Below are 15301 nucleotides of genomic sequence, written 5' to 3'. Positions count from 1 at the left end.
TCCGCATAAAATCATTCAGTAATCAAGTTTTTTCAATTTATATCACATTGATTTTCAATGGTCTCCGAATCGGCAGATTTGCTTCGATGTAAACAATTGATTGAGCAAAAGCTCGATTGGGGTGAGAGTGAAACCTGGAATAGTGCCGATTTTGAGAATCTTCATCAACGGATTCTGGACGAAACGGGCGTTTCACTGAGTGCCAGTACGCTACGTCGAATCTGGGGGCGTGTCGATTATCAGCACATGCCGAGCGGCACTACGTTAAATACGCTCGCTCAATTTGCCGGATTCCCTGACTGGCGGCAGTTCGTTAAGTTGCAGGAGAGCAAAAATGAGTTACCTGTTTCTGTTGATGCCTCATCAGAAAAGACCGTCAAGTCAACCATCAATTGGCGTAGACTAGGCTGGGTTTTAGGCGTTACCACTGTGATCGTCTTACTGGGCATTGTTGCTTTTGAACAAAAAAATCCACAGGTCGATGCGGCTCAATACAGCTTTAGCAGTAAACCGTTGACCCGCACCATCCCGAACTCGGTCATTTTTAGTTACGATGCCTCAGCATCGCCAACCGATTCGGTTTATATCCAACAATCGTGGGATCAGACTCGCCGGGAAGTGGTTTCCAAAGATGGAAAAACGCATACGTCGATTTACTACGAACCGGGTTTTTACCGGGCAAAACTGGTGGTGGGGCATGAGGTAGTGAAGGAACATTCCCTGTTGGTTCCAACAAACGGCTGGCTGGGTACGATTGCAACAAAGTCGGTGCCGATTTATTTGAAAACCAGCGAATTCATAAAGCTGGGAGCGATGCGATTGCCCATCACAACCATCAAAGAGAAGAACGTACCGTTACAGCCCGAAGCTCCACTTGTGAAATTCTTTAATGTTGGCAATTTCAATCCTGTACCAGTAACAGATTTCGTTTTTAGTTGCGATGTAAAAAATGAATATAGCGAGGGCTCAGCCACTTGTCAGTTATCCTGGATTGTGCTGATGACCAACGAGATGCCCATTACAATCCCACTCTCCACAAAAGGTTGCGTATCTGAACTGATGCTGATGGACGGTGCACGTAGCGTGTTCGGGAAAAACACGGATTTATCCGGGTTAGGCGTCGATTTCACAAGCTGGATACACGTAGGCTGTCACAGCGATGGCAAGAAAATTTACTATTCTGTCGGCGATAAAGTAGTCTATTCGGCGGCTCTTCCCACAAAGAAAGTTGACATTGTAGGCATCATGTATGGTTTTCGCGGAACGGGCGCGGTTAAAAACGTTACGTTGCGAACGCAGGATAAACCTGTTTTCCGGTCGTTTAATTAACTGTAATCGCATGACGGAGATTTTCGACAATATAAGAAAGCTATACCGCTTCTACGTCCCCGATAATGAACTGGCCGATTATATTGAATTTTTCTCTGAATCATCGGCCTCGGAAACGTATCGCTACGTAGCGGATAATCAATTTACAGTGAGGATGTTTCCAAGCTGGACACCGACGTTTTACATTAATCTGGGCGAACCCTATCAGATGCTGGTAGGGGAGAAGCAGTATTCAATTCCGAAAGAGGCAGACGTATTGATTCTGCGAAATACGATTGTCGAACGGCATAACCTGCCAACCGATCACATTTTCACCGTCAAGTTTTATCCGGGTGGTCTGGAAGCCGTGCTGGGTATCAATCAGGTTCAGTTTACAAATCAGGTAGTGTCTCTGGAAACCGTTTTGCCTGCTACGTTGCTGTTACGTGTGAAACAGGCGGATCACTTCGACGAACGTATCGAATTACTTCAGAACTACTTTTTAAATCAATTCCAATTTGGGAAGCAGAGCGATCATTATCGCACGTTTGTATCGAACACAATTGGTACGTTCGATGAAAGCGGCATGGTGTTAAATACGGGCCAACTTGCTGATCGACTGTTTGCTACGTCGAAAACCATTAACCGTTATTTTCATCGGGTCATTGGTACGCCACCCAAACAATACCTGTCGATGCTGAGAATTCGGGCTGCAATGGCCAGCTACGTTGCTCATAAAGATCTCTTCTATCCCGAAGATTATGGCTATTACGATATGAGTCATTTCTACAAACACGTAATGAAGTTTACGGGCAAAAAACTACGTAAATCGCTGTAACCAATCTATCATCGTGAGTTTTCCCGCCAGCCATTTAGGTGTAAGCTGGTAATTGTGGCTGTCTGGTGCTAAATGTCCGTTTTTTACTAAAATCTGAGCCAGCATTCTGATTGTTTTGTGTAAAAAACAACTACCGATGAACAGATTATCAACCCTTGTCATACTAATTTCTCTTTTTGTATTCGTTACATCTGCCCATAGCCAGCCAGGTGTTTTACGCCAACTGGAATCCTGCTCCTGTCAGGTTAAAATAGACAGTAGCTTCCGAACTCGTTGTGCGTATATGATCGTGCCCGAAAACCGGAAAAAGGCGAATGGGAAAACCATCAAGCTCCCCTTTATTCTGGTCGAAAGTAAAAATCCGAATAAGCAGAAAGATCCATTACTTTTTACGGCTGGTGGACCGGGTGGGAGTTCGCTGGAGTGGGCGCAGGGAGTGGTGAAAACGCCATTGATTAATGACCGTGATTACATTGCCTTCGAGCAGCGAGGTACTCGTTTTGCGGTGCCGAACCTGTGGAGCAAGGAACTGTCTGATGCTATCAGCCAATCTTACTGGAAAAATCTGGACAAGGATAGCATGGTTGTTGTAGGGGTAAAGCGCTATAAAAAAGCACTGGAAGCTAAAGGAATTGACCTCAGTGGATACAATACCGATGAAACCGTTTCCGACATTCACGATCTGCTCGTAACGCTACGTATCGATTCGGTTAATCTGGCCGGCGGCTCCTATAGTGGCGGACTCATGACGGCTGTGCTCCAGCGCGATCCTTCGCGAATTCGGTCGCTCATTCTGGATTCACCGTTACCAACCTTTGTTCCGATTGATGAAGACGAGCCTGCCAACTTCGCCGAAGCCCTGAACGTACTGTTTCGAAACGTAGAGAGCGATTCGACGGATAAAGTGCGTTATGCTAATCTGAAGACAAAATTCGAGCAATATTTTACGGCTATTGGCGGTAAAAAGTTTACAATGCCCTACGTAGCGAAAGGAAAAACAGATACGCTACATATCGAATACACACGTAGCGAGTTGCTTGATATTCTGGTCAATACGTCGATGAAACATGTGCCTCATGCAATTACAGAAATAGTTAAAGGCAACCATGATCGATATATACGGCCCTATCTGGTTCATAGACTCGAGCGAAATAATGGCCCCTCGGGAATGCGGATTTCGGTGTATTGCGCCGACCAACCCGCTTATTATAGCGAAAAAGTACTTCAGCAACTCTACGATATCTATCCGTACTTAAAAGGATATCACATCAACGATGTGTATCGGGCCATGTGTGATTGCTGGAACGTACCGCCTATAAAACCAGAAACCAAACAGCCGTTTTATTCAACGAAACCGGCCTTGCTGGCCGATGGAGAAATGGATAATGCCGTCCGTCCGCTGTATATCGACATGATGCACCATTATATGCCCAACAGTCAGCGGCTATTGTTCAAAAATAAAGCGCATGGCGTTGGTGGGGCCGATTGGAATCTATTCATGAAGCAGTTTCTGAATAACCCATATCAGAAGTTAACGTCGAACAAAAAGGAGATTGTAGTGTATTAATGTAGAGACAAGGCATGCCTTGTCTCTACAGCGTTGTCGGTGCAGAGAACGGACTTATTCGCTACGTAGCGATTTTATGGGATTCACCAGAGCCGCTTTAATAGCCTGATAACTAACGGTTAACAAGGCAATAAGAATCGCCAGGAAGCCCGATACGGCGAAAAACCACCATTCAAGGCTGATGTGATAAGCAAATTCATTTAACCACTGCGTTGTTGCCCACCACGCCAGCGGAAAAGCAATGCCGTTGGCAATCAAAACAAGTTTCAAGAAGTCTTTCGACAACAAAGCTGTTAAATTGAAAATGCTGGCTCCGAGTACTTTACGAACACCGATTTCTTTGATACGTTGCTCGGCGGCATAGGTAGCCAGACCAAATAGTCCCATGCAGGCAATGAAAATGGTAGCCAGCGCAACCCAGATCAGCAGCGTTTCACGACGTTGATCTTCAAGATAAAAACGAGCCAATTGCTCGTCCAGAAAATGATATTCGAGCAAATGTGTCGCATCAATTTTGGTCAATACATCATTCATCTTCGCCAGTGTTGCCGGAATATCTTTACCCTCTACGCGTGAGGTGAAATAGTCGATAGAATGGACCGGATTAGTTTGATAAGCCAGTACCATCGGGCCTATTTTTTCACGTAGCGAGTGGAAATGAAAATCCTTAACGACGCCAACCACCCGAGCACGAAACGTATGATTGTTGCGAAGTGGGCTATAACTGCCGCCCATAGCGCGATCCGGAATTTCTACTGATTGACCAGATACGTCTTTAATATTCAGTAGTTTGGCCGCCGTTTCGTTGAGGATAATTGACGTCGAATCGCTCGCATTCGTGAAGTTCCGGCCTTTTAATACCTGCACCTCAAAGGTTTTTGCAAAGTTTTCATCGACACCCAGAAAGTAAGATACTTTGTGATCGTCTGAATTTCCTTCTGGTCGGATATGAATAGTCGGAATGGATTTCCACTCACCGGGCACTCTAGAGGTAGTCGATACGTTTTTCACGGTCGGAATTTTGCTGAACTCCGTTTTTATGGTTTCCGCACCACTTCTGATTTTTGCGGAATTAATATCGACTACCAGCAACAGTTCTTTGTTGAAACCCAGATCCTTATTGTTAGCGAATCGGATTTGCTGAAAGAGCACAATGGTCGCCACGATCATCACTACCGAAATCGTAAACTGAAAGACAACCAACCCCTGCCGTAATGATAAATCGCTTTTACTCTGAAGTTTAAGATTTTTCAGTAACGACAAAAGACTGAATCTGGATAACAAAAACGAAGGATAACTGCCTGACAATAGGCCCACCACCGCAAGGGCGAGTAATGCGTAAAGCCAGATTCTGTAATCGGCACCAATACCCAGCGATAATTGCTTGCCGGTGAATTCATTGAACGCTGGCAATAGTAGATTTACAATGGCAATGGCTAACAGGAACGAAATCGTTGTGACAACCAGCGACTCGGTCAGAAATTGCTTCACAAGATGACTCTGAAACGCGCCATTAGCTTTCCGTACCCCAATTTCCTTTGATCGGTTAGACGCTCTGGCCGTTGTCAGATTCATGTAGTTGATGCAGGCAATCAGCAACACAAAAAGGGCAACTACGGCAAAGACTTTAATATATAGCAAAACTCCTTTGCTCATCTCAGACACGTTCGAGTTGCGGGCGCTGTCGACAATGTGTTCCGAAAACAAGTGCATATCTGTCAGCGGTTGCAGACTATAGCTCATCGACGTGCCCACGTCCAGTTTAGCGTTTGCATTAAGTAGTTGGGTAATTTTTCGGGCCGCTACGTCTGGATTGACATTTTCTTTCAATAAGAAAAACGACATGAAATTTTGTGATTCCCATTTAGACGTCCATTGGGCAAAATCGTCGTCGTGAATAAGTGTTGATTCAGAAATGATTGCGTTGAAATCGAAGCTTGAATTGCGGGGATGATTTTTTAGGACAGCCGTTATCTTCAGCGGTTTATCCATAAACTCCAGACTGAGCGTTTTGCCAGCTACGTGCGTAGAATTGAACAGTCGTTGGGCAAACTCTTCGACAATAACAATGGAGTTCGGTTCTTTCAAAGCCGACTTGCTAATGCCATCAACAGCCTCAAAATCAAATACTTCCATCAGTCCACTATTCGCATAAGTTATGGTTTCCTGAAACGTATTTTTATTCTCTGGATTGGTCAGGTTGGCCCGCCCGGTTCGGACAATACGCGCTGTATTTTCGATTTCCCCAATACTTTTCTGCGATTCTTCCGACACCTTATAGCTGGATGCGGCAATGGTCAGATCTTCGGTCGAACTTTTTTTGTGTTGAATTGCCCGATAAATTCGACTAGCCTGACTGTGTTGCTGATCGAAGGTTAGTTCGTCGAACAGGTAGAGCCCAATCAGCAGAAAGCACGTAACACCAAACGTCAGCCCTGCTACGTTCAGTGTAGTATAAAGCTTATTCCGACGTAGGGTTCGGACCGTGATTTTGAGATAATTACGTATCATAGCAGTATTTGTTGGAGTTGGAAAGTCATGAACTGTTGATTGTCGTTTAATAAATTCAGGTCTTGCGTAAGCTAGCACATCGAGCCAGTAGCGTCGTCGTGCTCGGGTCGATCCTGACCGCTTCATCCGCACGACGTAGCGCTCGTGCAAATCACCCAATACCTCCTCCTGTAAATGGGGAGCGCAGAACAGACGTAGCAATCGATCGGCTAAGCGGGGCGGTACGTGGTTTTTCATTGGATTGGGTCGATTGTAGAGACAAGGCATACCTTGTCTCTACGTCGTTCGTCGGGGCAGGAACGGAATTATTCGCTACGTAGTGATTTTACGGGGTTCACTAAAGCTGCTTTTATGCTCTGAAAACTGATGGTCAATAGCGTAATGAGCAAAGCACCTGTGCCGGAGGCCACAAAAACCCACCAGGCGATATCGGTTCGATAATCATATTTCTGGAGCCAGTTGTGAAGAAAATACCAGGCTATGGGCGTAGCAATTCCGAAGGCGATACAGACTAGTATCACAAAGTCTTTCGATAGTAATTCCCAGACGTCAAATACAGAAGCGCCCAACACTTTCCGAACACCAATCTCTTTGGTACGTTGCTCGGCAATGAACGAAGCCAGACCAAACAAACCCAGACAACTAATGAAAATGGCTAGTATGGCAAAGAACGAAACCAGTTTCCCGATACGTTCTTCGGCGCGGAATTTGACGGCATATTCATCATCCGCAAATTTGTATTCGAAGGGCGCAGTCGGAATCAGTTTTTTAAAAACCGCTTCAATTTTGGGTAATGCGTAATCGGCACTGACAGCCGGATTGAGCCGGATATTGATCCAGTTTGGGTTGCCAGCCAGCAAAAAGACAGTCGGTTTTATAGGCGCAAATGGTGATTCCATAACCATGTCTTTCACCACGCCCAGAATTCGGTACGATTTCTCTACATTGTTCGTCATCCACTGACTTTTCCAGCGAATTGTCTCGCCTACCGGATTGGGCAAGTCCATTAGCTTGGCTGCCGTTTCATTAATGATAAATCCACCGGAATCAGACGCAAATTCCCGCGAGAAATTGCGTCCTGCCACGAACTGCCAACCAACCGTTTTGGCGTATTCGGGCGAAATATCCAACGTAGCGAACGTAGTAGTTGACGCTGTCGACATGCCTTTCCAGCGGAATCCATCATTAGACGACCATACACCGGTTATTGGGCTCTGGGATTCTGCTACGTCGGTTACCGCGCCCGTGTTGGTCAATTCGCTACGTAACAGATCGGCTTTTCCGTAAAAATCATCTGACTGCATTTGAACCAGCAATAAGCCCTCCCGCGAATAACCAACGGGCCGATCTTTGGCGAATTGGACTTGTCGATAGATAACAATAGTACAGATAATCAGCGTGATCGAAACCGTAAACTGTGTAACGACCAGTACCTTCCGGGGCATAGACGCAAATCGCCCCATTTGTATGCGCCCCAAACCAGATCCTTTTAATACCCTGACTGGCTGGAACGAGGTTAGGTAGAAGGCCGGATAACTGCCCGATAATAAGCCTGTTAGCAGAGTGAATCCCAGACTGAAGAGCCAGAAATAACCATTCGACCAGGGCATAATCATTTGCTTGGCTGCCAAATTGTTGAACCACGTTAACGAAACCGTTACGATTGAGATTGCCAAAATGAATGCGATCACTACCACCAGAAATGACTCACTAAAAAACTGGCCGATCAATTGACTGCGTAACGAGCCAATGGCTTTGCGAATCCCCACTTCTTTGGCCCGTTGTTCGGAGCGAGCGGTACTGAGGTTCATAAAGTTGATACAGGCCAATAACAGCACAAAGAAGCCAATCAGCCCGACCAGCCAGACGTATTGAATGGGGCCATCGCTCGCAACACCGTTTTTGAAATTGGAATAAAGATGCCAATTATGCATTGGATGCAGCCAGATTTGCGGATTCGTCGCTGCTTCTTTCTGCATACTCTCCATGTGTTTGATTACGTTTAGTTCCGAATCTTTTATGCTGGCTGTAGCCTGCTCGAAAGTGATATTTGGCTGAATTTGAGCATAGATCGAAAGCGCATGATTGTCCCATTTCTTATCTTTCATGAATGGATTCGTGGCTAGGTAGTAATCCCACGACGACAAAAACTGTACGTTATGAAACTCGGTGTTCTGCGGTAAATCGTCATAAATGCCGGTCACCTTCACGTCCTTATCTGTATTGATTTTTATCAGTTTGCCCATTGGGTCAGTATCGCCGAACAGCGCTTTGGCTGTGGAAGCCGACAATAAAATTGATTGTTGCTCCTGCAAACCAGCCCACGAACCTTTGATCATCTGTAAGGTAAACATCTCAGGTGCTTCTGAACTGACAAACTGCCCTTTTTTTGTTACTTTCTTTTCGCCTAGCGTTAAAATATAATCTTCTGGATACGTGGCAGTTATGATGTGTTTGAAGTGACTTTTATAGTTAGTGTTTAGTTCATGGATGAACGGAAAAGGCAATGATTTTCGGGTCTTGATCTCCCCATTTTCAAGCTGATTCTGCACGACTTGCGCAATCCGGTCGTAATTTTTGTGGTATTTATTGAAGGCTACCTCATCATAAATCCACAGACCAATGAGTATCGCAACCGCCATGCCCACGGCCAGTCCACCAATATTGATGATCGAATACGCTTTTTGCCGTGTCAGGTTACGGATGGCAATTTTGAGATAATTACGTAGCATGGTCGTATTTGTTGGGGTAGGAAAGTCAGGGGCTGTTGATGATCGTTTGATAAACTCAGGTCTTGCGTAAGCCAATACATCGAGCCAGTACCGTCGTCTCGCTCTGGTTATTCCGAGTCGATTGACCCGCACAACGTAGCGTTCGTGCAAATCGCCTAGTACTTCCTCCTGCAAATGCGGAGCGCAGAGCATACGTAGCAGTCGGTCGGCAAGGCGTGGCGGTACGTGATTTTTCATTGGATTGTGTCGGTTATCATGGTAGAGACAAGGCATGCCTTGTCTCTACGTCACGTTGTCGGTGCGGGTCCGAAACTATTCACTATGTAGTGACTTTATGGGGTTCACCAGGGCCGCTTTAATACTTTGGGAACTGACCGTTACTAAAGCAATAAGCGTCATAAACGCACCCGTGAGAGCAAAAACCCACCAATGAATCTCAATCTTGAAGGCGAAATTTTGCAGCCATTTTCCCATAACCCACCAGGCTATCGGCGAAGCAATGCCAATGGCAATGAGCACAGGTTTCAGAAAATCTCTACAGAGCAGTAGAATAATACTGGCAACCGACGCGCCCAGTACTTTCCGCACGCCAATTTCTTTAGTACGCTGTTCGGCCGTGAACGTAGCAAGCCCGAAAAGCCCCAGACAGGCAATCAGAATCGCCAGTATCATAGAAACTTCAATAAGTTGGGCCGTTCGCGTTTCAGATTTATAGGCTGCTTCCAGCGACTCATCCAGAAATTTGTAATCAAATACCTGATTTGGGAACGTAGTGATCCACGCTTCTTCAATTGTACTTAAAGCCGCTTGCACTGATTCAGACGAAAACTGATCATTTTTTAGCTTGATACCGGCCTGATAAAAATTCTTCGGAACTACCTGAAAAAGCGTTGGGTCAATTTGCTGATGCAACGAGTTTACATTGAAATTTCGGACAATACCCACAATGGTCGCCCATTCCTGACCGTCGCCGTAGTAAACTTTCTGACCAATGGCGGCTTCTGGTCGGCTGATGCCTAAGCGGTTGATAAATACTTCATTGGCAATCACTTTAAACGAAGCAGACGACGTATCACTATCTCTTAATGACGCTCCCGCCACTAGTTGAATTCCATACGTGTCCAGAAAATGGGCGTCTCCCATTTTCATCTGCGTTTTTATAATCGTTGGCTGAGCCTCCTTTCGGTACTCCATGTTCTGCATCCAATTGCTTTCGGCCGATGCACTGTTGAACGAGAAGCTAACATCTTTTATTTGTGATGATTCAAGTAGTTGACCACGAAGCGATTGTAGTTTTGATAGACTGTTATCGGGTAGTCCTATCGTAATAATTGCCGCTTTGTTAAAACCTAAATCCGCATTTTTCAAAAATGCCAATTGCTGATTGATCAGCAAAGTGCAACCAATCAGAATGAGTGATACGGTAAATTGGGCAACAACAAGTCCCTGACGTAGTGTAAATCCTTGTTTCACCTGCGGCAACGTATTGTTTTTAAGCGCCCAGATCGGTGCCATTCCCGACAGCCGGAACGCCGGATATAAGCCTGCCAGTAAGGTAGTTATTAGTACCAGGCCAATAAGGAATAGACCCGTTTGCCAGGTATATAAATCTCCGGTAGTCAAGGGAATATTCATTACGTTGGCAGTGGTTGGCAGGGCAAGTTGCGTCAGCAGAATGGCAAGTAAGATGGATATCCCTGTAATGAGCCCGGCTTCGGTCAAAAACTGGTATACCAACGATTGTCGATTGCTGCCGACGGCCTTTCGGATGCCTACTTCTTTGGCGCGCTTAAATGCCTGAGCTGTAGCCAGATTGATGAAATTGAAGCAGGCAATCAGCAGCACAAACACACCAATCAATGATAGCATTTTAAGCAATTCAGAATTTGCCGAACGACCGCTCAGATTCGGCTCGTAATGAAGCTTGGAAAGAGGATTTAGTACGAAATTTTTGTCTGGAAGAGCCTCCTTGCCTATATACTTGGCTATTATTGCCGAAAACCGGGGTTTTAGTTGAGTCGCTTGTAAACCAGCTTTCAGTCGAATATATACCTGAAAATTGTCGCCCCAACCATTCCATTTATTTAGGTCAAAATCAGGATTGGTAGTTTTCAGCGTCGGTAAAGAAACCAGTATGTCGAACGGAAAACTTGTTCGTTTAGTATGGTTTTCCAGCACACCAACTACCTGCAAATCCTGTTTATTGTCGAAGCGAATCGTTTTTCCGAGCACATCAGTAGTACCAAAATATTTCTCGGCATACGCCCGGCTCAATACTACAGAATTAGGCAGCGATAAGGCTATTTGTGAATTGCCGGAAAGCCATTGATAATCAAGGAGCTGGAATAGTCGATTATCAGCGAACACAAATGATTCTTTGAAACGTTTGTCGGAAGTTGGTTCGGCAAACGTACTGCCATTAACTTTAAATAACGGTACAACCAGCTCTGCTTCAGGAACATCCGTAAGCAAGGCGTTGGCCATACCAGTATAGGTACCGGGGTATGTATGTTTTTCCTGAATATTCTCCGTTTCGACCCGATAAATACGGCCGCTGTTGGTTTGATACGTATCGTAACTGGTCTCATGTTTGATAACCAGAAACAGCATAATTGCACAGGCCAGACCTACCGCTAGCCCGGAAATGTTAATGGCCGAGTACCGCTGATTTTTCGAGAGACTTCGAAACGCGATTTTAATGTAAGTACCGAGCATTGTAGTTGTTGTTTGGTTAAAATGGTCGTCGTAGGAATGAATCCATTGGGTTGGCATAGGCCCCATTTTTTCAGGTGTCGTTTGCCGTTTAATGAAAGCTGGTCTCAGATAAGCCGATACGTCCAGCCAGTAACGAATTTTGGCTTTTTGCTTGCCTAACCTCTTTACTCTCAATACGTAGCGTTCGTGCAAGTCGCCTAGTACTTCCTCCTGCAAATGCGGAGCGCAGAGCACACGTAGCAGTCGGTCGGCAAGGTGTGGCGGTGTGTTTGGCATAGGGCAGGGGAGCAGGCGGGGGGAGCAGGAAATAAAAGGATGGCATGAGTAGGCTGAATTGAAAAGGGAGGATTTCCAGGCATTTCTCTGTAACTCCAGCAAGCTTTGCTATTGTCAACTCCACTCCAGACGTATGTTTGGCAGAATACGGTCCCAAAGACGAATCCGAACAGCATGGACGTCGCTCAACACCCGACCACCCAGAGCCGTTACTGTAAATAACCGTTTCCGTCGACCACCTCGCTCGGCAGTAGCCTCGCCCATATAGGAAGTCAGATACCCTTTTTGTTCCAGTCGTTGCAGAGCGGCATGAACTGCACCCGTACTGACCGAATTTCCTGTTTCGCGTTCAAGCTCTTCGGCAATCATGACCGAATAAGCCTTGGGCGATAAGGCGGCTACGGCCAGTAGAACTACCTCTTCAAATTCCCCTAAATCGCTACGTCGCATTGGATTAACTACTCGAATAACCGCATTTACTTATTTTATCTATTTCTGTATGTCAAATCCCCTGCCAACTTATAAATCCTTTCAATCTGGCTCAAAAACGCATTTTATTCTTGGTCGGGCTGTCCGATTGTGGACAAACTGCGTACGTAGACGGACAAAAAAAGCACCGTATTTGAGACGGTGCTTTTTGACGATACAGAAGAAATAAACTATTCAGCACGTAATGACTTCACCGGATTTACCAATGCCGCTTTGATACTTTGAAAACTGACAGTTAGAAGTGTAATAACCAACGCGCCAACGCCTGATGCTACAAAAATCCACCAAGAAATAGCTGTTCGGTACGTATATGTCTGTAACCAGCCGTTTAGGAAATAATACGCAATTGGGGCGGCAATCAGACAGGAAATGACGACCAGTATAATAAAATCAAACGACAATAACTGCCAGAGATTGACGACCGATGCGCCGAGTACTTTCCGAATGCCGATTTCTTTGGTACGTTGTTCGGCCACAAAAGATGCTAAGCCGAAAATACCCAGGCAGCTAATGAAAATAGCCAGAATGGCAAAGCCGGTAGCCAGCTTACCAATACGTTCCTCATTATCGAATTTCTTCGCATATTCTTCGTCAACGAAGCGGTATTCAAACGGCTGAGATGGATTAAATTTTTTGAAGATGGTTTCAATTTTACCTAAAGCATCGTTCGCGCTGGCTGAAGGATTTATTTTGAGTATGGTATACGTACCGGCATCGTTTGCCAAACTGAAAATGCAGGGTTTGACTTCCTGATAGGGCGATTGCATGACAAGATTTTTCACTACACCTATAATCGTAAACGAGTTGTCATACCACTTAACGGTTTGGCCGATGGGGTTCGTTAATCCCATAAATTTCACGGCCGCTTCGTTCAGAATTAAACCTGTGGAGTCGGTTTTAAAATTCTTCGAAAAGTCGCGCCCTTCCCGAAAAGCCCAGCCGATTGTTTGGCCATAATCGTGCGAAACGTTCACAATAGAGAAATCGATGGATAAATTCGGGTCTTTGCCGGTCCAGTCGAAAGCACTGCTACTCGACCAGATTTCGGTTACAGATTCACCTGATTCAGCTATAGCTTTAATTGCACCAAGCTGGGTTAGTTCGCTTTTAATTGCGTCGAAATGGCGATGGATATTAGGTGTAACGATGGGTATAGTTACCAGACCATTGCTGTCGTAACCGATTGGGCGGTTCTTGGCAAATTCAATCTGCCGAAATACAATGATGGTGCCAATGATTAGGGTGATTGATACGGTAAACTGAACCACAACTAGCGCTTTACGCGGAACAGCCGCCCAACGGCCCAAACGGAACGTGCCTTTTAAAATCTTGACGGGCTGGAACGATGACAGATAAAACGCCGGATAGCTGCCTGCCACCAGACCTGTGATCACTGTAAAGCCAAGGCAGATTCCCCAAAAAATTGGATTGCCCCAGAGAATAGATACGTTTTTATCGGCTACTTCATTGAAAAAGGGCAGGAGCAACTGCGCCAGTAGTAACGAAAGTACCAGCGAGAACATAGCCATGACCAACGATTCAAAAAAGAACTGATAAATCAACTGACTACGTATTGACCCAACGGCTTTTCGAATGCCCACTTCTTTAGCCCGTTTTTCACTACGTGCCGTACTCAGATTCATGAAATTGATGCAGGCCAGCAGCAGCACAAAGGCGCCAATAATGCCGAATAACCATACATACTGTATTTTGCCGCCTACATTCACCCCGTTTTTAAACTCTGAATACAAATGCCACTGGCGCATCGGGTGTAGAAATAGTTCCGGTTTTTTGTTCGCCAGCTCTTTATTCACATGCTTCAGCTTGGCATCTTTGATTTTGGCCGAAACATTATCGAAGTCAGCTTTTTCGGTCAGTTGGACAAACGTATGGAATGCATTTGGTCGCCAGGGTTCGTATGCGGCTGCGGTACGTACCCAGTCTGTATTGTTGTAATATAAATTCCAGGGAGCCATAAACTTCACCTCTTCAAAGGTTGAGTTGTGGGGGAGGTCTTCGTAAACCCCGGTTACTTTTACGCTCAGCCGATTGTCGATGGTAATAAGCTTATCCATTGGGTCAGCATCCTTAAAGAGTGCTTTTGCGACCGATTCAGATAAAAGAATTGAAGCCGGTTCTTTCAGGCCGTCCCGACTTCCTTTGAGCATTTTCAGTGAGAGCATTTCCGTGATTTCCGGCTCGAAATAAATGCCTCGTTTCGTGAATTTTTCGTTGCCGTGAGTCAGTACATGATCGCCGTCTTCTCTGGCCAGCACTACGTATTTGAAATTATCACCATACTGTTTGCGTAGCTCATCGGCCAGTGGAAAAGGAGTCGTATTCCAGGTCTGAACTTCGCCATTATTCGTCAAATGCTGCTTTACTTGTGCAATCCGGTCCGAATGCTCATGGTAACTATCGAACGACAGCTCGTCCCACAACCAAAGACCGATCAGTAGTGCAACTGTCATTCCTACCGATAATCCGGCTATATTGATGAAGGAGTAAACTTTGTTTTTTACAAGATTGCGAAGCGCAATTTTCAAATAGTTTCGGATCATAATGAGGCTCAGAGGAAAAGATGCTGTGTACTGTGGAGTATATTTTGGTTTGGCAAACGGACGTAGCAACTTCAGTGCACTCAGCCAGTACCGCCAGTTGGCACTACGTTGCCCCTGTGTTTCGAGCCAATACGTATAAAGTTCGAGCAAATCGCCCTGAACTTCTTCTCGCGTATCGGGATGGCCGAAGTTTTCGAGCAGCCAGCGGGCAAAACGAGGAGGAGTGTTTAACATAGGATTAATAGTGTAGAGCCGCCATATCTGGAGGAGCTTCTTGTGCGTCAGCAATACGTTACGTTAAGAC

General features: G+C 45.5%; 8 protein-coding genes. 3 read left to right on the top strand and 5 right to left on the bottom strand.

All coding sequences use genetic code 11. The annotated features are described in order from the left end of the window. The first annotated feature begins 96 nt into the window (after positions 1 to 96). The 3 genes from ACYVD4_RS18135 to ACYVD4_RS18125 all read left to right on the top strand — a co-directional run bounded on the left by ACYVD4_RS18135 (position 97) and on the right by ACYVD4_RS18125 (position 3713). Positions 97 to 1329: a hypothetical protein gene (locus tag ACYVD4_RS18135; RefSeq protein WP_460948246.1), complete on the top strand. Its 1233-nt coding sequence runs from the start codon at positions 97 to 99 to the stop codon at positions 1327 to 1329. A gap of 10 nt (positions 1330 to 1339) precedes the next feature. Next, entirely contained in the window at positions 1340 to 2146 is an 807-nt protein-coding gene (locus tag ACYVD4_RS18130; RefSeq protein ID WP_460948244.1) for a helix-turn-helix domain-containing protein, read from the top strand. Positions 2147 to 2282: 136 nt separating this feature from the next. Further along, positions 2283 to 3713, top strand: coding sequence for an alpha/beta fold hydrolase (locus tag ACYVD4_RS18125; protein ID WP_460948242.1), 1431 nt, complete (start codon positions 2283 to 2285; stop codon positions 3711 to 3713). A gap of 54 nt (positions 3714 to 3767) precedes the next feature. Here the strand turns inward: ACYVD4_RS18125 and ACYVD4_RS18120 are convergent, their stop codons facing one another. The 5 genes from ACYVD4_RS18120 to ACYVD4_RS18100 form a co-directional block, all read right to left on the bottom strand. Continuing rightward, a complete protein-coding gene (locus ACYVD4_RS18120; RefSeq protein ID WP_460948240.1) occupies positions 3768 to 6461 on the bottom strand; it encodes an ABC transporter permease in 2694 nt (897 codons plus the stop codon). A 68-nt stretch (positions 6462 to 6529) separates the two neighbouring features. Then, positions 6530 to 9193, bottom strand: a complete 2664-nt coding sequence (locus ACYVD4_RS18115; RefSeq protein ID WP_460948238.1) for an ABC transporter permease — start codon at positions 9191 to 9193, stop codon at positions 6530 to 6532. 75 nt (positions 9194 to 9268) lie between these two features. Then, the gene (locus ACYVD4_RS18110) at positions 9269 to 11947 is read right to left on the bottom strand and encodes an ABC transporter permease (protein WP_460948236.1); all 2679 of its coding nucleotides are present in this window, start codon (positions 11945 to 11947) and stop codon (positions 9269 to 9271) included. Between the two features lie 114 nt (positions 11948 to 12061). After that, positions 12062 to 12397 carry a PadR family transcriptional regulator gene (locus tag ACYVD4_RS18105; protein WP_460948234.1) on the bottom strand — a complete coding sequence of 112 codons (336 nt, stop codon included), beginning with the start codon at positions 12395 to 12397 and terminating at the stop codon, positions 12062 to 12064. 209 nt (positions 12398 to 12606) lie between these two features. Beyond that, a complete protein-coding gene (locus ACYVD4_RS18100; RefSeq protein WP_460948232.1) occupies positions 12607 to 15231 on the bottom strand; it encodes an ABC transporter permease in 2625 nt (874 codons plus the stop codon). Positions 15232 to 15301 lie beyond the last annotated feature (70 nt).

Source organism: Spirosoma daeguense, assembly GCF_054776875.1.
Note: the sequence above shows the minus strand (reverse complement) of the source record. Positions and strands in the feature narration are given on the sequence as shown.

Bases quoted from the DNA above. Each gene is read 5' to 3' on its own strand.
- ACYVD4_RS18130 (WP_460948244.1), top strand. From the start codon at position 1,340: ATGACGGAGATTTTCGACAATATAAGAAAGCTATACCGCTTCTACGTC.
- ACYVD4_RS18125 (WP_460948242.1), top strand. From the start codon at position 2,283: ATGAACAGATTATCAACCCTTGTCATACTAATTTCTCTTTTTGTATTC.
- ACYVD4_RS18120 (WP_460948240.1), bottom strand. From the start codon at position 6,461: ATGAAAAACCACGTACCGCCCCGCTTAGCCGATCGATTGCTACGTCTG.
- ACYVD4_RS18115 (WP_460948238.1), bottom strand. From the start codon at position 9,193: ATGAAAAATCACGTACCGCCACGCCTTGCCGACCGACTGCTACGTATG.
- ACYVD4_RS18110 (WP_460948236.1), bottom strand. From the start codon at position 11,947: ATGCCAAACACACCGCCACACCTTGCCGACCGACTGCTACGTGTGCTC.
- ACYVD4_RS18105 (WP_460948234.1), bottom strand. From the start codon at position 12,397: ATGCGACGTAGCGATTTAGGGGAATTTGAAGAGGTAGTTCTACTGGCC.
- ACYVD4_RS18100 (WP_460948232.1), bottom strand. From the start codon at position 15,231: ATGTTAAACACTCCTCCTCGTTTTGCCCGCTGGCTGCTCGAAAACTTC.